Origin of the sequence: Leifsonia xyli subsp. cynodontis (assembly GCF_050632205.1) — a bacterium.
Classification (GTDB): domain Bacteria; phylum Actinomycetota; class Actinomycetes; order Actinomycetales; family Microbacteriaceae; genus Leifsonia; species Leifsonia xyli_D.
Window position 1 is genome coordinate 834,766 of the sequence record NZ_CP192578.1, and the last position, 17,350, is coordinate 852,115.

Below are 17,350 nucleotides of genomic sequence, written 5' to 3' on the forward strand. Positions count from 1 at the left end.
CCCGGCCGCATCCGCTCAGCCGACGCGCAGCAGGATCTTGCCCCGGTGCGCCGACGACTCCATCCGGCGGTGCGCGGCCGCCGCATCCTCGAGGGGGAACACCGAGTCGATGACCGGGCGGATGCGGCCCTCGGCGAGCAGCGGCCACACGTTCGCGCGCACACCCGCGATCACCGCGACGCGTTCGCTCAGCAGTCTCGCCCGCAGCGTCGTGCCGTGGAGCGAGGCCCGCTTGCGCATGAGCAGCCCAAGGTCGACCGACGCGGGTTCGCGGTCGCGCACGGCGATCGACAGGATGCGGCCGCCGGTCGCCAGGGCGTCCAGGTCGCGGGCGATGTACGCCCCGCCGACGATGTCGAGCACGACGTCGGCGCCGCGTCCGTCGGTGAAGGCGCGGACCGCCTCCACGAAGTCCTGCTCGCGGTAGTTCACCGCCGCGTGGGCGCCCACCTCGCGGCAGAACGCGGCCTTGTCGTCGCTCCCCGCCGTCGCGATGACCTCGGCCCCGAACGCGCGGCCGAGCTGGATGGCCATGGTGCCGATCCCGCTCGATCCGCCGTGCACGAGCAGCACCTCGCCCGCGGCGAGCCGTCCGATGTCGAAGACGTTCGACCACACGGTCGCGGCGACCTCCGGGAGCCCGGCCGCCTCCACGAGGTCGACATCGCCGGGCACCGGCAGCACCAGCCCGGCATCGACGGTCACCAGCTCGGCGTACCCGCCGCCCGGCAGCAGCGCGCAGACCCGGTCGCCGACCCGCCAGCCCTCGACCCCGTCGCCGAGCGCGTCGATCGTGCCGGAGACCTCGAGCCCCGGCCAGTCGGGCGCACCGGCCGGCGACGGGTAGAAGCCGCGGCGCTGGCTGAGGTCCGCACCGTTCACGCCGGCCGCGACGACACGGATGAGTACTTCGTGATCGCCCGGCACCGGGGCGGGACGCTCGGCGAGCTGCAGCACGTCGGCGTCGCCGGGATGCGGCACGACGACCGCGCGCATCAGCCGCGCCCCACGCTCTGCGGTTCGGCGCGCTCGGAGCGGCGACCGAGCACATCCCGCACCCGCACCTTGCTGGAGTACTCGATCGACCCGTACCGGAACAGCCGCACCGCGATCCGCAGCACCACGACGGCGAGCACGAACAGCTCGACGATGATGATGACCGCCTGCCACAGCGGCAGCGAGCCGAACGCGTTCAGGATGAGCGCGGTGATCGGCGCGGTGTACGGGAAGTAGGCGAGCAGCTGTACGACCGGCGACTGCGGCGAGCTGATGGCGAACCCGGAGGCGTACAGCGGGATGACCACGGCGAAGACGACGACGGAGAACACGGGCGCCGCATCCTTCGCCGTCGGCATGATCGCGCCGACGGCGACCAGCGTCCCGGTGAACAGGGCGAAACCGCCGATGAGGATGAGCGCGCCGACGATCATCTTCTGCGGATCGAACACCAGCCCGCTGAGGTCGAGGCTGGGGATCTGCAGCTGGTTGCGGAAGAACAGGTACCCGACCACCATCGGCAGTGAGAAGACGAGCAGCTGGATGAGCCCGACGGCGAACAGGGAGATCACCTTGCCGAGCAGCAGGTTCGTCGGGTTGATCGTCGTCAGGATCATCTCCGTGACGCGGTTCTCCTTCTCCTCCAGCGTCGAGTTCAGCATCTGGTTGCCGAGGAAGACGATGACGACGAAGAACGCTCCGAGGAACAGCAGCGCCGGAAGGATCGCCTCGAAGCCGGGCGCCCGCTTGCCGTTCTCGAAGGTGGTCGTCGCGGTCTTCACGTCGCCCTGCAGCACCGAGACGGTGGTGGGGTCGCCGACCTTCTGCTCCACGCTCGCCGACAGAAGCGACTGGGCCACGGCCGCGTACTTGCTGTTCTGGAACACGCCGGAGTCCTCGCCGTAGACGCGGATCGTCTGCGTGGCCGGATCCTTCGGGTAGGCGAAGTACGCCGGGGTGCCCCCGATCTGCACCTCCTCGACGCCCGCCGCCTCGGATTCGATCCGCGTGCCGCCGTACTGCTTGGCGATCGTCGCATCCACCAGGCCCGAGGCGTCGGAGTACAGGAACTCGAACCGTGCGTTCTTCTGCTGATCGGCGGTGTTCGCGGTGGAGACGTTGGAGGCGATGATCAGGCTGCCCAGGCCGAAGACGAGGATCGGGATGATGAGCGTGATCGCCCAGAACCGCCGTTTGGTGACGGTGCGGCGGAACTCGAATCCGATGACGGTGCCGAGGTTGTGGCGGGCCATGTCAGTCCTCCTCGCGGCTCTGCGCGCCGTAGACCTCGACGAAGATGTCGTCGAGGGATTTGCGGGTCGGGGCGAACCGCGAGACCGGCACGCCCGCATCCACCAGCTCCCGGAGGATCGCGGCGGGTTCCGCGCCGTCCGCCGGTTCGAGCTGGGCGCGGCCGTCGGCGTCCGACAGCACGCGGTAACTCGACGACGCGGGCAGCGCGCCCCCGTGGTCGACGTGCACAATGGTGCCGCCGAACTGCTCCTGCACCTCCTCGACCGTGCCGTACGCCCGGGCGACGCCGTCCTTCAGCAGGATCACCCGGTCGCAGAGGCGCTCGACCTCCTCCATCTGGTGCGTGACCATCATCACGGTCGACCCGGCGCGCTTCTGGTCGTCGATGATGTCCATCAGCAGCCGCCGGTTGACCGGGTCGAAGCCCTTGGTCGGCTCGTCGAGGATGAGCAGCTCGGGCTCGTTCATGATGGTCACCCCCAGCTGCACCTTCTGCTGCTGGCCGCCGGAGAGCTTGTCGAGACGCACCTTCTCCTTCTCGGGGATGCCGACGCGCTCCAGGTACTCGCGCGACCAGCGGCGCGCCTGCTCGGCGCCCAGGCCCTTGAGCCGCCCGAAGTAGACCATGACGTCGATCACCGACTCCTTCTTGTAGAGTCCGCGCTCCTCGGGGAGGTAGCCCAGCCGTTCGCCCGCCTCGGGGCTGAACGGCCGGCCGTCGATGTGCAGGGTGCCGGCCGTCGGCTGATAGATGCCCAGCAGCGCCCGGATGGTCGTCGTCTTTCCGGAGCCGTTGCTGCCGAGGAAGCCGAACGTCTCGCCCCGCTGGATGTCGAACGACAGGTCGCGGATCACCGTCGTGCGGCCGAAGTCCATTCGGAAGCCGTGGATGTGGACCAGCGGCTCCGTGTCGGTCGCGGGTGTCGTTGCGCTCACCCGGCTCAGCCTAGGGGCGACCTCCGACTCAGGCCAGGGCCTCGATCAGCGCGGCGTGGATGCGTCCGTTCGAGGCGAGCGCAGAGCCGTTGCCCGGCCCAGGCGTGCCGTCGACCGACGTGAACGTTCCGCCGGCCTCCTCGACGATCGGGATGAGCGCGGCGAGGTCGTACGTCTTGACCCCGAACTCGCCCACGGCATCCACCAGACCCTCGGCCAGCAGCATGTACGACCACATGTCGCCGTAGGCGCGGTCGCGCCAGACGCGCCTGGTCAGCGCGATGAGCCGGTCGAGGTAACCCGCCTCGTCCCACTGCGCGATGCTCTGGAAGCTCAGCGACGCGTGCTCCAGGTCGGCCACACCGGAGACGTGCAGCCGGCGTGGCTCGGCGCCCGGCGCATCCGTGGTCCACGCGCCACCGCCCGTGGTCGCCCACCAGCGGCGGCCCAGTGCCGGGGAGCTGACCACGCCGACGCGGGGCACGCCGTCCACCGCGAGGGCGATCAGGGTGCCCCAGACCGGAACGCCGCGCAGGTAGTTCGCCGTCCCGTCGATCGGGTCGATGATCCACTGCCGCGTCGAGTCGCCTTCGGTGCCGTACTCCTCGCCCAGGATGCCGTCCTCCGGACGCTCGCTCGCCAGCGTCTCGCGGATCGCCCGCTCGACCGCGAGGTCCGCCTCGGTCACGGGGGAGCGGTCGGGCTTCGTCTCGACGTGCAGGTCGCGGCCGCGGAACCGGCCGAGCGAGATCCGGTCGGCGGTGTCGGCGAGACTGAGGGCGAGCTCGAGGTCTGCGGCGAGGGACGGGGACGCGGCGGAGTCGATCACGGGTCCGAGCCTAGCGGGCGGGCTTGGCAGCTGGTCCAGCGGAGGGTACCTGTGGACCCATGCGAAGAATCGTGTACGCGGGAACGGCTTTCTACACCGGCGACGCGCTGGCCGAGGCGCTGCTGGAGTACGCGCGGGCACTCGCCCGGCACGACATCGCCGACACCGTGTTCGTGCCCGGGCGCACGATGCAGGGCGATCTGGACAGGATCGAGCTGCTCGTCGGTCCCGCCAGCCAGATCGTCAGCGAACCGGTGGACCTGGTGGGCGCGGAACTGGAGGACGCCGACCTCGTCTCCCACCTCAAGGGGCTGACGGCCCAGCTGGCGCCGCACAAGCCCGAGGCCGAGCGCGCGGTGGGGGAGACGGGCGCAGCGCAGGGCCCGGGCTACGACGACCTGTTCTGATTCTCCGCCGTCGTGATCGGGCGATCCGCCACCGTCGTGGCGGCCCTTGTTACGGAGAGGCGGCTCCCCCTACGCTCGCGGTAGCCCTCCTGGGCCGAGCGGAGGCGGAATGCGATTCACCCAGCGACCGGCGAGCCGCCCGCGAGCGGTGGGGGCCGCCACGGATCGGGATTCGCTCCTGCGACGCAGCCCGCTCCTGTTCGGCTACCTGATCACGCTCGGCGCAATCGCCGCGGTGGCCACGGGCTTCATGCTCTACGGCCTGCGCTCCATCATCTTCTCGGTCTTCCTCGCCATGTTCGCGACCGTGGGTCTGGACCCGCTCATCCGCTGGTTCCAGCGCCGGGGCATGAAGCGGGCGTGGGCGATCGTCACCGTCATCCTCATCATCATCGCCCTCCTCGTCGCCATCGTCTGGGTGGTCGTCCCGTTGATCGTGCAGCAGATCTCCTACCTCGCCACCGCGGTGCCGAAGGAGATCACGACCCTCCGGAAGGAGGGATGGTTCGACTCGGCGAACGCGGCCACCAACGGCGTGCTCGCCCAGGTGGTCGAGTGGATCGGCCAGCAGGTGCAGGACCCGCAGACCTGGGCGACCATCGGGAACGGACTGGTCGGGTTCGGCCTGTCCGTGCTCAACGCCGTGACCACGGGGTTCTTCATCGCCATCCTGACCATCTACTTCATCGCGTCCTACGACGCCACGAAGCAGGCCGCCTACCGCCTCGTCCGGCGCTCCCGCCGGGCGCGCTTCGAGAGCTACGCGGAACGCATCCTGCAGAACTTCGGCAAGTACCTCAGCGGGATGGTGGTGCTGGCGTTCTGCAACTCGGTGTTCAGCCTCATCCTGCTGCTGGCGACCGGCGTCCCCGGTGCGTTCCTGATCGCGCTCGCCGCCTTCTTCATCACCCTGATCCCGCTCATCGGAACCGTGCTGACCACCGCCGTCATGTCGGTGCTCGCGTTCATCCACTCGCCCGTCAGCGGTGTGGTCGTGCTCGTGCTGATGCTCATCTACATGCAGGTGGAGGCGTACATCCTGACGCCGCGGGTCATGGGCAAGGCCGTGCAGGTGCCCGGCTCGGTCGTACTCATCTCGGCGCTGGCCGGCTCGACCCTGTTCGGTTTGCCCGGCGCACTGGTCGCCATCCCCATCTCGGCGGGCATCATCCTGGTCATCAAGGAGATCGTGATGCCCCGCAAGGAGCGCGCCTGAACCGAGCGATGCTCGATTGGCGAGGACCTGCGATCGGATGCTAGTGTTGAGCCTCGGTTCGGGAAACCGAACCGGATGCGCCTCTAGCTCAATCGGCAGAGCAATTGACTCTTAATCAATGGGTTCAGGGTTCAAGTCCCTGGGGGCGCACCACACACCGTGAGGTGCGAAGAGCCCCCGATCCCGTGGAAATACTGGGATCGGGGGCTCTCGTCGTTATTGGCTTATAGGCCGCCTTGCCGTGCTCGCGCCAGAACGCGACGAGATCACGCGCCGCGGGTCTCACCTGTTCCATCTGCGCCGCGTCTGCGCGGCTCGCCGCCTGATGATGCCGCCACGAGGCGAAGGCGCACCGGTAGTCCCATCCGAGCGCCCACGCAGCATCGAAGCTCCGCACCCACCCGATTAGCTCGCGTCCCGAAGAGGCGGGCGCCCAGGTGACGACAAGGAACCATTCGTTGGGCCGGTTTGGATCGCCTTTCAGGAAGCGCCGAACAACGGCGTAGGGCGGTTGAGATTCCGTGACCCGCAGCAGCCACTCGGCGGGCTGCGCGTGCGCGATTGGGGACCAACTCACCACGGCGAGATTGTATGCATTGCCGCCGACAGCCCGTCACGATCTGGAGTCTTCCTCGTCTATCGAGGTGACGGGGGCCATCCCCGTTACGTCGCGGACCACCGATCCTTCCGCTTGCGGGTGAGGATCACCGATCCTTCCGCTTTGCGGGTGAGGCCCACGCCGTTCGCACGTTCGATGAAGAACGAAAGGGTATCCCATGCGGAAATCGCTGGGACAGGAGACCTCAGTGAAGAAGTCTCGTGTATTGACGTCAGTGGCAACGCTGGCGGGGGCATGCATCATCGGTGCTGGCCTCACGGGTTTCGCTGCGCCAGACGCGGCAGAAACGAATGCGGTCGATGTGGTTGCTGTGCTGCAGGACATTGCGCCGGACACGGTCGCGGATGCAGTCGCCTCGGCAAAGACGGACGCCGACACTGCGGTAGAGGTGACCGTGCCGGCGGGTGGTGCCGTGGAGGTACCGAAAGACCCGACGGACGGCGTTCAAGTGACGACGCCGGGCGACGCTCCGAACGTGACCATCGGGCTTCCGTTCGCGGATCAGGCCACGGATGCGGCGGCCTCGCCGAAGGCTGGCGTCGTCGTCTTTGACAACCACAACGGCTCCTCCACCGTCCCGGTGACCCGCGCTGACGGCGGCGTGCAGATCAGCACTGTCATCGAGGGAGCGAACGCCCCGACGCGTTACGACTACCCGATTACTGTGCGCGGTGAGCAGTCAGTCCACCTTCTGGACGATGGTGCGGCCTATGTTGGTACCGAGGACGGCGACGCCATCTCGGCGCATATTCCCGCACCGTGGGCCAAGGACGCCAACGGCGACCCGGTGGCTACACACTTCGAAGTGAGCGGAGACGTGCTGACCCAGGTGGTCGATTTCAACCCAGAGACCGCGTTTCCGGTGGTCGCCGACCCCCAGTTCGCATGGTACTGGGGACTGCCGGGCGTCAAAACCACCCGCGCGGAAACCCGCCAGCTGATGGGGATTGGTGCAGGTCCGACCGGTCCCGGTGGTGCCGCGAAGGCCTGTGGCGCTTTGCTCAAAGTGGCCGGCCCGGCAGGAATCGCCGCGGCAGGACTGTGCGCGATCAACATCGTCTCGATCATGTACAACGCAACTAAGGCCTATAACGCCGGTCAGTGTGCGTGGCTGCTGATCAGCCCGGGCGTCATCGGGACCGTTCCATACAAGGACAGTTACTGCCGATGAAGCTGAGGCAGCTTTTCAGCAATCAAACCAGGGTCGCTTTAGGAGCAACGCCGGTCCGCAACCTCGTGTCTTGGGGTGTGATCGTCGGGTTGATCGCCGCAAGCTGGACCTGCCCCTGGCTTCTGCCGGGGTGGGGTTGGACTGCTGCTTACGTTGCCGTCTTCGTTGGGCTGGCGCTGCTAGGCCGCTGGTGGGCAGACCGAGACCTGGCAGCAGCGGAAACTAACGAAGAAAAGTCTCAATGAGTCCGGCAATGAACTTGCCCAGGGCCGCCAGCATCTGTTGCAGTCGTAGGCGGACTCTCGACGGGAGACTGGGCATCTGAACATCCTCGGGCCGGCTCTTGGATTCTCTCGATCATAACGGGGCGCAACCTAGCTGGCGGGCTTGGGGAAGTAGGGGCGAGGCGAAGCCCCCTGGACAAACCGTCCAGGGGGCTTCGTTATCGAGTGGCGATCCCTGCTGTTTACACCGGCAACCTTGGGCTTCCGTTCCCCAGTCGCTTCCCCTCGGCTTGAGCCACCGAGCTGCGCCGCACTCTGACCTCTACCGCCATCCCCGCTGCGCGATAGATTGCGAGCACTTGCCCGGTCACAGGCCCGCTATCGCAACCTGCCTCGCCTCCTCGATGATCTCCTCTAGGAATTCCCTGACCTTGGCTTTCGGCGTCCCGTGAAAGAGGCTGTTGTGGGTGGTGGTCACGAGCTCCACCTCCCAAACGTCGAAGCTCGGAAACGTCCATTCGTTCTCGTGGGCGGTACAGGTGGCGAGGTATCGGACCGGGCCGCGTGCGTGGTGTTCTTCTCTGATCGTCGCTTCCATTGCGCTCTCCTTTGCGCTTGTGCCGAGAGTCTGCGGGCACGGTTCACCCGCTGGCGCACGGCTCAACATCGGCGTCTACCGTCTGGCAGGTGACAAATCGCTCCGGGCACGACCTCGATGAAGACGCACGGCTGGCCGTCACCCTGTTCGGCGCTGAGATTCGCTGCCGAATCGTGGCCCTCGTGCGAACCGATGCGGCGGCAAGCAAAGCGCACATCGCGGAACAGCTCGGAGTGCAGGGGCAGGCGATCCGCTACCACCTGGACACGCTGGAGGCTGCGGGCGTGCTGTACGCGACCGAGCCGACACCAAGGCAAGGACGCGCGTCTATTACGCCGTCGCCGTGGAGCGCTTCACGGCGCTGCATGCCGCGCTGGGCCGCGCGCTTCTGGGCTGAGCGCGACTGATTTTGGTCCCACATCTCTCCCACATTTCTCCCACGAGTGATGTGTGATCCCGTGGGGGAGCATGAGGCGAGATGTGATGAAAAGTGCCGAAATTCCGGGGAAGTGGCCTCCTCGCCATCGGGATACGCTGACATACGCGGGGTTCAAGTCCCGGGGGGCGCACCACACACCGTGAGGTGCGATGACCCCCGATCCCGTGGAAACACGAGGGTCGGGGACTTTCGTCGTTGTGCTCGCGACCGGATCAGGGTGCGGCGCTGCATTCATGCACCGGAATCCGCGGCATGGGATAATTCCTGCCATGATCACCGCGGTGCCAGTCGATGTGCGAGCGATCGCCCGTGCCTGCGAAGCACATGGAGTCAAGCGACTTCGCATCTTCGGGTCGGTGCTCAGCGACAAGTTCGACCGCGAGACGAGCGACGTCGACTTTCTTGTCGACTTCTTGCCCGGACGCGGTGGGCTTCTCCACGACTACTACGATCTCAACGAAGAGCTTGAGCGGATTCTTGGTCGCGGGGTCGATCTGATCGATGCCGGCGCCGTACTCAATCCATACTTCGCACGGTCGGCATTCGGCAGCGCCGAGGATCTCTATGCTGCCTGAGTCGACACTGATCCCGGTGCTCGAAAGCTTGCTCGCCGAAGTCGATGAGGCGGAGTCGTCGCTCAAAGACCGCGATGCCGGCCCGATCGCGTAGGACCGCATGAGCGTGCATCTCATCGGCGGCGGCGCGACCACCAGCGCGGACGCCCGGCTGTACGCTCCGTTCGTCCGGGAAGCGGCGCTGCGAGCGGCCGACGCCGGCCGGCCCAGGCCGCGCATCGCCGTGATCTCACTCCACCCCGAGGCTCAGGAGAAGGCTGCCGCACTCGGCGAACTCCTGACGGAGGCCGCGGCGGGAACCGCGCTCGAGCTTCACCTGAGCACGGGGCGGCCTGGGGAGCCGATCGGGCTCCTCGCTATCGTCGACGTCGACGGCATCGCAGTGGGCGGCGGCGTCGTCGAGGACGTGCGCGCCCGGCTCGAGCCGGTGTTCGGCGAGTTGCGCCGGCTCGTCGCCGACGGCGTGCCCTTCCTCGGCGTCTCGGCCGGCGCGATGATCGCGGCGGAGGGCTCGCTCGGCAGCGGCTCGTGCATCGGCGGCGTGGTCGTCTCGCCCGAGGACCCGGACGAACGGGGTGTGGAGCTGGAGATCGAGGCCGGCATCGGCCTCGTGGACGTGGCCGTGGAGGTGCACGTCGCTCAGCGCGGGATGCTGTCGCGCCTCGTCGCCGCCGTCGAATCAGGGCTCGTCACGCGCGGGATCGGCATCGACGAGCGCACGGCCCTGATCGTGGGCGAGGGCGCGCTCCGGGTCGAGGGCCACGGCAGCGTCTGGCGGGTGCTGCCCACCGAGGGCGGGGTGCTGGTCTCCACGATCGGCACGTGACGCTGTCCTTTCGCTTGAGACGAACGGCGGACCGACCCCTTCCCCGCAGGCGGAATCGACAGTTGCCCAGGCCCTTCGCCCGCCCCATACCTCTGGAGGACGACGCGCGGGTAGCAACATCAGGACAGACTTCATCTGTGAAGTTGTATCCAGTGAAGGGAGCCCGCTCGAGACGTCGCCGCTTGGCTTGGACGACCGGCCTTCTAGCCATGTGCGTCCTACTTCTCGGCTCGGGCGTCGCGTACTACGTCAGGTCGAACCTCCCCATCGAGATGACTCGCTCGGATGTCGTGGGCACGTGGGTGGAATCGGGTGGCGGTCCGGGGATGGCCGTCTTCCGTGGGGACGGGACAGCAGTGTTTCGCGAGGTTCCCGGCGCGCAGCCGGAGTCGGGTCAAGGAAAGTGGGACTTGTCCTCGTTCCAAGGGCCGACGGTGAACGTACGGGTAGGTAGTCGCGGATTCGATTTCGGCTCGAAGTGGAAGGACTTTCGAACCGTGCTTGTGACATACTCCGGCGATCCTGATGAATCACGCAGTGAACACGTGTTCGTGCGTGAAACCAACTGAGCTTCTCGTCGCGCCGCTTCGTCACTTCCGCGCGGCCCCCGTCTCGATTTCGGGACTCGTCGATACGCTCGCTGCAGAGGACCGGCTGACGAGGGACCATCTGCCAAGATCGACAGAAGATGGAGGAAATCAGACCCACACCGGGCCGACCAGTTCGAGCCTGCGGTCCAGCCGCCGATCGGTAACCCGCGCCTGACGAGGTGGCCCCTCGCGGGAGTATGGGCCGGACGCGCGCTTGTCCTCATAACGGCCGCCGCCGTGCTCACCAGCCGGCTGACTCGTCCGGTGTGGCCATCTTGTTACCGTCGTCGGGCGTCGCCGCGTTGCAATGGTTGGCGCTCTGGTCGTCCCGTTCAGGGTGCTCGGTCGCGGCGGGGCGGCGGCGCGATGGTGATAGGCCGCACGCTGCGTGTCCTGGTACTGATCTCGCCGGTCTCCTCAGCGATCGCGCAGCGGTCGGGCTCGTCGGCTGATGGATCAGAATGTTCCCCTCGTGAACGTTCACGACAGCGGCGGAGGACGAACAGATCGAGCCAGCGCCTTCCCCGACTCCGGCCCGTATGTGTTCCGGCCCCGCGCCCCGTGGAGGATCGCCACGTGCGCGGCAGGGCTCGCCGGCGTGGCCGCGGGGGTCGTCCTTCTTGTCGCAGTGAGTCCCTCCATCTGGTGGATGCTCCTCGCGCTCCTGATCATTGGGTTCGGCGCGTCGATCTCCATTCGGGCGTGGATCGCCGGCGTTGCGATGGCGAAGGATCGCGTTCGCGTGCGGGGCGTCCTGTACTCGCGAACGATCCCGCGCACGCAGATCGTGAGCGTGGACCAGGACGTCCGGAGCCCGCACATCGCGTGGCGCTCGCGTCGCGGGGTGCTTCTCCTCACGCCGTTGGTCGTTCTTTCGATCGGCGAGAGCATTCTGCCGAACTCTGCCCACCCGAGGTCACGCATCTTCCTCGCGCGGCTCGGATCGTGGGCGAGGTCGCGCTGACCCACTATCGTGTAAGCGGCCCGCCGGGCCGGGATGGACGGAGTCGGGTGAACGGGTCGATGCTGGCAGCGCCGCGCGTGCGGTCGGCGGGGATCGACGCCGTGCGAGTGCTCGGGATCGGCGCGGTGATCTTCGGCCACACGTTCCGGGGCCCGCTGACCCACGAGTTCCTCTATGCGTGGCACGTGCCGGTGTTCTTCTTCATCACCGGGTACCTGTGGACGCCCGGGCGGACGCTGCGGCAGGAGTTCATGAACCGCGGGCGGACGCTGGGTCTCCCGTACATCGGCTGGTTCCTCGTGATCTCCCTGCTGCTCGTCGCCGATATGGCGCGGAAGGGCGCGATCGACCCGAAGATCGTGCTGCTGCCTCTGCTCGGCGGACCGAATCCGGGCGGCACCTACGGGACGTTCTGGTTCGTCTCCACGCTGTTCTTCGCTGCGCTGCTCTACCGAGTGGTGGAGCGCCTCCCGAGGCCGGCGGTGTGGGCGATCGCCGGGGTCGGGCTCGCATGCGGCTACTTCTTCGGACATGTGCTGGCGGCAACGCCGCTGGCGATCGGCTCTGCTGTGCCGTGCTTGATCCTGCTGGTCGTCGGCTCGGCCGCCCGAGGGCTGGAGGAGCGGATCGGGAGCCCCGTCTGGGTGGGCGCCGCACTGGTGCTCGTCCCTCTCGTCATCATCGCCGTCGTGCGACCCTCGCCGATCGACATCAAGCAGGGGTCCTTCGGCACGCCGGTTCTCGGGCTGGTGCTTGCGTGTGCGATCTCGTTCGGGCTGATCCTGCTGGCGAAGAGCATCCGGTACCCGAAGGTCATCGGCTCGGCGATCACCGAGCTCGCCGTCGTGGGAATCGCCGTGGTGCTCGTCCACCCGTTCGTGCTCGCCTATGCCCGGTCCTTCGGCCTGCCGACGGCCGGGCAGCTCGCGGTCGCCGTACTCATCCCGTGGGGTGTCGCGCTGCTCCTGCACCTGACCCCGCTGTCGGCGTTCCTCATCGGCACGGCGCGGAGGAGGCGGCTGCGCCGCCCGGTCGAGACGATGCCGGTCGCCGGCTGAGAGCCGAGCTGCTCACCGATCGCGGGCGATGACCGAGAAGTCCTCCTCGCCGTGGCCGGCATCGACCGCGCGCTGCAGTTCGGCGGCGACGAGGGCCGCTGCGGGGAGCGGGGTGTCGGCGGTGGCGATCATCAGGCGGAGGTCCTTGGCGAGGAGGGCCGCCGAGAACTGGGTGTCGGTGAAGTCGCCGGATGCGACGACCGGGCCCTTCATGCCGGCGATCGAGGCGATCGTGGTGATGGGCAGAAGTTCGAGCACCTCCTCGGTGGAGAGGCCGCCGGCGTTTCCGAGGCGCAGGGTCTCGGCGAGCGCCTCCATCGCGATGGCGAGCGCCAGGTTGGCGACGAGCTTGGCGGTGGCCGCCTTGGCGGGGGAGTCGAAGGTACGGATCTTGTCCGGGTCGGCCCACAGGCTGACGATGGACCGGGCCTGACGGACCGCCTCGTGCTCGCCGCCGATCAGCACGCCGAGGCTGCCGGCGCGGGCCGGAGCGAGGGAGCCGACGACGGGGGAGTGCACGTAGCGGACGCCCTTCCCCTCGGCCCAGGCCGCGAAGTCGGAGGCGTCGGACGGCGCGACCGTCGTCACGTCGATCCAAAGGGCGCCCGACGGGATGGGCAGGGTGGCGTCGACTACGGTCTCACGGACCGCATCCGGGCCGAAGAGCACCGTGACGACGGCATCCGCGCCGTCGACCGCCTCGGCCGCGGACGAGGCGATGCGCGCGCCGCGGCGGCCGACCGTCTCGGTCGGGCCGGGGGAGCGGTTCCAGGCGGTGACGTGGTGTCCGGCGTCGATCAGGTGCGTGACGAGCTCGCGGCCCATGCGGCCGAGCCCGAGGAGGGCGATGTCCATGCCTCCACCATCCGCCTGGCGCGGCGTCCGTGGAAGGGGCGGCGTCAGCCGGTAAGCTCGGAGCTGCGGCGCAGCAGGAAGTCCCGCTCGGCCTCGCCGGTGCACTGCGCGGCCGCGACGCCGTACTCCTCGGCCGCCTCCGCCGTGCGCCCGAGCCGGGCGAGCAGGCCTGCCCGGATGCCGTGCAGCAGGTAGAAGCGCGACAGCGACTCGCGCAGCGGCTCGATCTCCGCGAGCGCCGCCGCGGGCCCCGCGACCTCCGCCACCGCGACCGCACGGTTCAGCTGCACGACCGGGGTCGGCGCGACGCGCAGCAGCTGGTCGTACAGCGCGGCGACCTGCGGCCAGTCGGTGTCGTCCGCGGAGGCGGCGTCGTCGTGTACGGCCTGGATGGCCGCCTGCAGCTGGTACGGACCGGGGCGCCCGCGGCGCAGGCAGTCCCGCACCAGGGCGTGCCCCTCCGCGATGGCGGCGGCGCTCCAGAGCGAACGGTCCTGGTCGGGCAGCGGGATGAGGGCCCCGGCGGCGTCCGCGCGGGCGGCGCGGCGCGCATCCACCAGCAGCAGCAGCGCGAGCAGGCCGAGCACCTCCTCCTCGTCGGGGAGCAGCGACCGCAGCACCCGGGCCAGCCGGATCGACTCGTCGCAGAGCTCCTCGCGCACCAGGCGGTCGCCCGCGCTGGCGGCGTAGCCCTCGCTGAAGATCAGGTACAGCACCGAGAGCACGGACCGCAGGCGGTCGGGCAGGTCTGCGGCCGACGGGATGCGATAGGGGATGCGCGCGTCGCGGATCTTCGCCTTCGCGCGAGAGATGCGCTGCGCCATCGTCGCCTCGGGCACCAGGAACGCCCGTGCGATCTCCGGCGTCGTGAGTCCGCCGAGCAGCCGCAGCGACAACGCGACGCGGGCCTCCGGCGAGAGCGCCGGGTGGCAGCAGGTGAAGATGAGCCGCAGACGGTCGTCGGGGATGTCGTCGCTCGCCGGGGCGTCGTCGGCGGCGGTCAGGAGGCGCAGCGCCTCCGACTCCGCCTCCCTGTCGCGGCCGACGGACTCGCGGCGGAGGCGGTCGATGGCGCGGCGGCGGGCCGTCGTGATGATCCAGCCGGCGGGTGAGGCCGGGACGCCGTCGCGCGGCCAGCGTTCGACCGCGACGACGAACGCCTCCTGCACCGCGTCCTCGGCGCGATCGAGGTCGCCGAGGACGCGGTACAGGACGGAGACGGCGCGGCCGTACTCGGCGCGGAAGCTGCGCGCGACGGCGGCCTCGTCCATGCGGCGTCAGCCCGCGAAGGGCCGCACTTCGATGGGCAGCGTGGTGGCCAGGGCCACCCGGCGGCCCCACTCGAGGGCGGCGTCCAGATCGGGCACATCGACGATCGAGAAGCCGCCGAGGTGCTCCTTGCCCTCGGCGAATGGCCCGTCGGTGACGAGCACCTCGCCGTCCCGCGGCCGGAGCACGGTGGCGGAGGACGCCGGCAGGAGTCCTTGCGAGAACACCCATACGCCGGCGGAGCGCATGTCGGCGTCCACCGCGTTCACGTCGCGGGTGATCCGGGCCATCACGTCGGGCTCCGGGATGGGGCCGTCGGGCTGGTAGACGCTGAGCAGGTACTGGGTCATGGTCGTGTTCCTCTCCGAACGCCGGTCGGTGGAGTGGATGGCGTTCTCACCGTCTACACGAATGGGCTGACCCTAATTCGACACGTCGTGCTCCAATCGCGCCACACCGATCTTGGAGTCGGCCATCCCGTAGAAGACCCAGTCGACGCCGTCCACCGTCTCGATCGCGGTCGGGAAGACGACGTTCGGCACGATCCCGCTGCGCTCGTCCTCCGTCTCCGCCGAGAGCAGCGGCTCCTCCGTGCGGGCGATGACCCGCCACGGCTCGTCGGCGTCGAGGATCATCGCCCCAGCGGCGTAGTTGACGTTCTTCTGCTGCGCGACGCCCGACTCCAGCCGCCCGGTCACACCGTGGTGCAGCAGCAGCCAGCCCTCCGGCACCCGGCGGGGCGCCGGTCCCGCGCCGATCTTCAGCTCCTCGAACGGGAACTCGGGCCCCGCGAGGAACCGGTTCTGCCCCCACCGGGCCAGCTCGCCGAGGTCGCGCTGCACCGCCTCGAGGGGGATGAACGCGATCCAGATGCTGGGCCGCGTCTCTCCCTCGGGCGGATGCTCGCCCTCGCCGGGGCGGATGTCGCCGAGGTCCCACACCGGCCGGTGCAGCACGGCGAGGCTCGGAGTGCCGTCGGGCGCGGTGACCGGCTCGGGGAAGAACACGGTGTCCTTGTTCACGAAGAGGTTGAGGTCGATGCCGAGCTCGTCGTCGTAGGCGTACGAGACGGGGCCGAGCCGGCGCCAGGCGCGCAGGTCGTCCGAGACGGCGACGGCGGTGCGCGGGCCGAGCGGGCCGTAGGCGACGTACGTCATGACGTGCAGCCCGAGCGACGGGATGAACGTGATGCGCGGATCCTCGACGCCGGCGTTGCTGCGGCCGCGCTCGAACGGCCGGTCCGGTTCGAGCACGACGCCCTGCCGCTCGACGGCGACGGGGACGCCGTCCTCCACGACGACGCGGGCGAGACCCACACGCGAGACGTTGCCCTCGGCCACGAGCCGCGGCAGCAGGTACAGCTCGCCATCGGGCCCGCGGCCGGAGGCGGGATTGAGAACGCCCTCCGCCTCCAGCGGGTCGCCCTCCACCGGCGTCATCACCACGCCCGCGCGAGCGAGCCGATACGGAAACGGGGTCATGCGTCCACCTCCCGGTAGAAGTACAGTTCGCGGGTGCCATGCGGCGCATCCCAGCCCTGGGCGAACGACCAGCGCCCGCCGATCTTCTGGAGGCCGCCCCAGGCGAGCGAGCCGCCGCGGTTCAGCGCCAGCTGGGTGAACGGCGCATCGAGCCGGTACAGGGCCTGCGCGGCGGCGAAGTCTCCGTCGGCGTCCGCATAGAAGAAGTCGAGCACCAGGTGACGTTCGGACACCGCGGCACAGGCCACCTCGAAGAGCGATCCGGCGAGCGGCGTCAGGTCGAGGTACGGCTGCACCTCGAAGCGCCAGTCGCGGCCGTCGGAGGAGCGACCGACCGTCGGGCGGCCGCCGCATCCCTCGGACAGGAACATCAGGTACTCGCCGCCGATCCGCACGGCGCGGCCGTGCTCGTCGCGCGGGATGACCGCACCCTTCGCCCAGTACTCCGAGACCTCGTACGGCACGACGAGGCCGCGCTTCTCCCAGTGCTCGAGGTCGTCGGAGACGGCCGACATGATGTCGACCGCCACCGAGCCGTCGTCCCGGCGCCAGATCGCGTTGTAGAACAGCACGTAGCCGTCGTCGAGCGCGTAGACCTTCGGGTCCTCGACGCCCAGCGTCTCGTTCGCGAGCGTCGGATACAGCAGCGGGTTCGCGGGGGAGTCGTGCCAGAGACCGTCGCGGCGGACGGCGTGGCCGATCCGGCTGGCGGTCGACTCCTTCCGCGGCGACGCCCGGTAGAACAGGTGCAGCTCGTCGTCGCGCTCGATCACCGTCGGGTTGAAGATGGAGTCGCTCGTCCATCCCACCCCGGTCGGGTCGTCCCACTGGCCCTCGGGCCGGAAGGTCAGATCCTCGTCGCGCCCGAAGGGGCCGATCGCCCAGTCCGGGCGCTCGGGGTAGCGCGCCGAGAACTGGTCGGTCGAGATCCGGTCGGTGAGCGCGTTCGTGTGCGCGAGCGCCTCGCGGTAGCTGGCCAGCAGGGCGTCGTGCGCTGCGGGCGCGGTGTGGACGGCGTCCATGGTTCCTTTCGCGGGTCAGCG

19 protein-coding genes and 1 tRNA gene are annotated in these 17,350 nt (G+C 69.0%); 9 read left to right on the forward strand and 11 right to left on the reverse strand.

What is annotated here, in order from left to right; translation table 11 throughout:
- Positions 1–15: 15 nt before the first annotated feature.
- From ACQ86M_RS04125 to hisN, 4 genes are all read right to left on the reverse strand, one after another.
- Entirely contained in the window at positions 16–996 is a 981-nt protein-coding gene (locus ACQ86M_RS04125) for an NAD(P)H-quinone oxidoreductase (protein ID WP_431247146.1), read from the reverse strand.
- Positions 996–2,249 carry an ABC transporter permease gene (locus ACQ86M_RS04130; RefSeq protein ID WP_431220856.1) on the reverse strand — a complete coding sequence of 418 codons (1,254 nt, stop codon included), beginning with the start codon at positions 2,247–2,249 and terminating at the stop codon, positions 996–998. The genes ACQ86M_RS04125 and ACQ86M_RS04130 overlap by 1 nt, the downstream gene beginning before the upstream one ends.
- Before the next feature lies 1 nt (position 2,250).
- Positions 2,251–3,126, reverse strand: coding sequence for an ABC transporter ATP-binding protein (locus tag ACQ86M_RS04135; protein WP_431221415.1), 876 nt, complete (start codon positions 3,124–3,126; stop codon positions 2,251–2,253).
- Positions 3,127–3,214: 88 nt separating this feature from the next.
- Entirely contained in the window at positions 3,215–4,012 is a 798-nt protein-coding gene (hisN, locus tag ACQ86M_RS04140) for a histidinol-phosphatase (protein ID WP_431247849.1), read from the reverse strand.
- Between the two features lie 62 nt (positions 4,013–4,074).
- Here hisN and ACQ86M_RS04145 point away from each other — a divergent pair, with 62 nt between their 5' ends.
- The 3 genes from ACQ86M_RS04145 to ACQ86M_RS04155 all read left to right on the forward strand — a co-directional run bounded on the left by ACQ86M_RS04145 (position 4,075) and on the right by ACQ86M_RS04155 (position 5,791).
- Positions 4,075–4,422 (forward strand): hypothetical protein, encoded by a 348-nt coding sequence (locus tag ACQ86M_RS04145; protein WP_431247147.1) that lies wholly within the window; start codon positions 4,075–4,077, stop codon positions 4,420–4,422.
- Between the two features lie 109 nt (positions 4,423–4,531).
- Positions 4,532–5,638: an AI-2E family transporter gene (locus tag ACQ86M_RS04150; protein ID WP_431247148.1), complete on the forward strand. Its 1,107-nt coding sequence runs from the start codon at positions 4,532–4,534 to the stop codon at positions 5,636–5,638.
- A 77-nt stretch (positions 5,639–5,715) separates the two neighbouring features.
- Positions 5,716–5,791 (forward strand) — tRNA-Lys (locus tag ACQ86M_RS04155).
- Here the strand turns inward: ACQ86M_RS04155 and ACQ86M_RS04160 are convergent.
- Positions 5,763–6,218, reverse strand: a complete 456-nt coding sequence (locus tag ACQ86M_RS04160) for a hypothetical protein (RefSeq protein ID WP_431247149.1) — start codon at positions 6,216–6,218, stop codon at positions 5,763–5,765. The two genes, ACQ86M_RS04155 and ACQ86M_RS04160, sit on opposite strands and share 29 nt — an antisense overlap.
- Before the next feature lie 196 nt (positions 6,219–6,414).
- Between ACQ86M_RS04160 and ACQ86M_RS04165 the strand changes: the two genes are divergently transcribed.
- The gene (locus ACQ86M_RS04165) at positions 6,415–7,428 is read left to right on the forward strand and encodes a hypothetical protein (RefSeq protein ID WP_431247150.1); all 1,014 of its coding nucleotides are present in this window, start codon (positions 6,415–6,417) and stop codon (positions 7,426–7,428) included.
- A 591-nt stretch (positions 7,429–8,019) separates the two neighbouring features.
- Here the strand turns inward: ACQ86M_RS04165 and ACQ86M_RS04170 are convergent.
- The gene (locus tag ACQ86M_RS04170) at positions 8,020–8,250 is read right to left on the reverse strand and encodes a hypothetical protein (RefSeq protein WP_431247151.1); all 231 of its coding nucleotides are present in this window, start codon (positions 8,248–8,250) and stop codon (positions 8,020–8,022) included.
- Positions 8,251–8,339: 89 nt separating this feature from the next.
- Here ACQ86M_RS04170 and ACQ86M_RS04175 point away from each other — a divergent pair, with 89 nt between their 5' ends.
- From ACQ86M_RS04175 to ACQ86M_RS04195, 5 genes are all read left to right on the forward strand, one after another.
- Positions 8,340–8,657, forward strand: coding sequence for a helix-turn-helix domain-containing protein (locus ACQ86M_RS04175; protein WP_431247152.1), 318 nt, complete (start codon positions 8,340–8,342; stop codon positions 8,655–8,657).
- 301 nt (positions 8,658–8,958) lie between these two features.
- Positions 8,959–9,264, forward strand: a complete 306-nt coding sequence (locus ACQ86M_RS04180; protein WP_431247153.1) for a nucleotidyltransferase family protein — start codon at positions 8,959–8,961, stop codon at positions 9,262–9,264.
- A gap of 100 nt (positions 9,265–9,364) precedes the next feature.
- Entirely contained in the window at positions 9,365–10,090 is a 726-nt protein-coding gene (locus ACQ86M_RS04185; RefSeq protein ID WP_431247154.1) for a Type 1 glutamine amidotransferase-like domain-containing protein, read from the forward strand.
- A 1,239-nt stretch (positions 10,091–11,329) separates the two neighbouring features.
- Entirely contained in the window at positions 11,330–11,644 is a 315-nt protein-coding gene (locus ACQ86M_RS04190) for a hypothetical protein (RefSeq protein ID WP_431247155.1), read from the forward strand.
- Positions 11,645–11,703: 59 nt separating this feature from the next.
- Positions 11,704–12,702, forward strand: a complete 999-nt coding sequence (locus ACQ86M_RS04195; RefSeq protein WP_431247156.1) for an acyltransferase family protein — start codon at positions 11,704–11,706, stop codon at positions 12,700–12,702.
- Between the two features lie 12 nt (positions 12,703–12,714).
- On the opposite strand, the gene ACQ86M_RS04200 is transcribed toward ACQ86M_RS04195, so the two are convergent.
- From ACQ86M_RS04200 to ACQ86M_RS04220, 5 genes are all read right to left on the reverse strand, one after another.
- Positions 12,715–13,557 (reverse strand): NAD(P)-dependent oxidoreductase, encoded by an 843-nt coding sequence (locus ACQ86M_RS04200; protein WP_431247157.1) that lies wholly within the window; start codon positions 13,555–13,557, stop codon positions 12,715–12,717.
- A gap of 44 nt (positions 13,558–13,601) precedes the next feature.
- A complete protein-coding gene (locus tag ACQ86M_RS04205) occupies positions 13,602–14,828 on the reverse strand; it encodes an RNA polymerase sigma factor (protein ID WP_431247158.1) in 1,227 nt (408 codons plus the stop codon).
- A gap of 6 nt (positions 14,829–14,834) precedes the next feature.
- On the reverse strand, positions 14,835–15,176 hold the full coding sequence (locus ACQ86M_RS04210; protein WP_431220863.1) for a YciI family protein: 342 nt from the start codon (positions 15,174–15,176) through the stop codon (positions 14,835–14,837).
- A 72-nt stretch (positions 15,177–15,248) separates the two neighbouring features.
- The gene (locus ACQ86M_RS04215; RefSeq protein ID WP_431247159.1) at positions 15,249–16,307 is read right to left on the reverse strand and encodes a glycoside hydrolase family 130 protein; all 1,059 of its coding nucleotides are present in this window, start codon (positions 16,305–16,307) and stop codon (positions 15,249–15,251) included.
- The gene (locus ACQ86M_RS04220) at positions 16,304–17,329 is read right to left on the reverse strand and encodes a hypothetical protein (RefSeq protein ID WP_431247160.1); all 1,026 of its coding nucleotides are present in this window, start codon (positions 17,327–17,329) and stop codon (positions 16,304–16,306) included. Before ACQ86M_RS04220 ends, ACQ86M_RS04215 begins: the two co-directional genes overlap by 4 nt.
- Positions 17,330–17,350 lie beyond the last annotated feature (21 nt).

What these genes read in the sequence shown, in the direction of transcription:
- ACQ86M_RS04125 (WP_431247146.1), bottom strand. Translation starts at nt 996, where the DNA reads ATGCGCGCGGTCGTCGTGCCGCATCCCGGCGACGCCGACGTGCTGCAG.
- ACQ86M_RS04130 (WP_431220856.1), bottom strand. Translation starts at nt 2,249, where the DNA reads ATGGCCCGCCACAACCTCGGCACCGTCATCGGATTCGAGTTCCGCCGC.
- ACQ86M_RS04135 (WP_431221415.1), bottom strand. Translation starts at nt 3,126, where the DNA reads ATGGACTTCGGCCGCACGACGGTGATCCGCGACCTGTCGTTCGACATC.
- ACQ86M_RS04145 (WP_431247147.1), top strand. Translation starts at nt 4,075, where the DNA reads ATGCGAAGAATCGTGTACGCGGGAACGGCTTTCTACACCGGCGACGCG.
- ACQ86M_RS04150 (WP_431247148.1), top strand. Translation starts at nt 4,532, where the DNA reads ATGCGATTCACCCAGCGACCGGCGAGCCGCCCGCGAGCGGTGGGGGCC.
- ACQ86M_RS04165 (WP_431247150.1), top strand. Translation starts at nt 6,415, where the DNA reads ATGCGGAAATCGCTGGGACAGGAGACCTCAGTGAAGAAGTCTCGTGTA.
- ACQ86M_RS04170 (WP_431247151.1), bottom strand. Translation starts at nt 8,250, where the DNA reads ATGGAAGCGACGATCAGAGAAGAACACCACGCACGCGGCCCGGTCCGA.
- ACQ86M_RS04180 (WP_431247153.1), top strand. Translation starts at nt 8,959, where the DNA reads ATGATCACCGCGGTGCCAGTCGATGTGCGAGCGATCGCCCGTGCCTGC.
- ACQ86M_RS04185 (WP_431247154.1), top strand. Translation starts at nt 9,365, where the DNA reads ATGAGCGTGCATCTCATCGGCGGCGGCGCGACCACCAGCGCGGACGCC.
- ACQ86M_RS04190 (WP_431247155.1), top strand. Translation starts at nt 11,330, where the DNA reads ATGCTCCTCGCGCTCCTGATCATTGGGTTCGGCGCGTCGATCTCCATT.
- ACQ86M_RS04195 (WP_431247156.1), top strand. Translation starts at nt 11,704, where the DNA reads ATGCTGGCAGCGCCGCGCGTGCGGTCGGCGGGGATCGACGCCGTGCGA.
- ACQ86M_RS04200 (WP_431247157.1), bottom strand. Translation starts at nt 13,557, where the DNA reads ATGGACATCGCCCTCCTCGGGCTCGGCCGCATGGGCCGCGAGCTCGTC.
- ACQ86M_RS04205 (WP_431247158.1), bottom strand. Translation starts at nt 14,828, where the DNA reads ATGGACGAGGCCGCCGTCGCGCGCAGCTTCCGCGCCGAGTACGGCCGC.
- ACQ86M_RS04210 (WP_431220863.1), bottom strand. Translation starts at nt 15,176, where the DNA reads ATGACCCAGTACCTGCTCAGCGTCTACCAGCCCGACGGCCCCATCCCG.
- ACQ86M_RS04215 (WP_431247159.1), bottom strand. Translation starts at nt 16,307, where the DNA reads ATGACCCCGTTTCCGTATCGGCTCGCTCGCGCGGGCGTGGTGATGACG.
- ACQ86M_RS04220 (WP_431247160.1), bottom strand. Translation starts at nt 17,329, where the DNA reads ATGGACGCCGTCCACACCGCGCCCGCAGCGCACGACGCCCTGCTGGCC.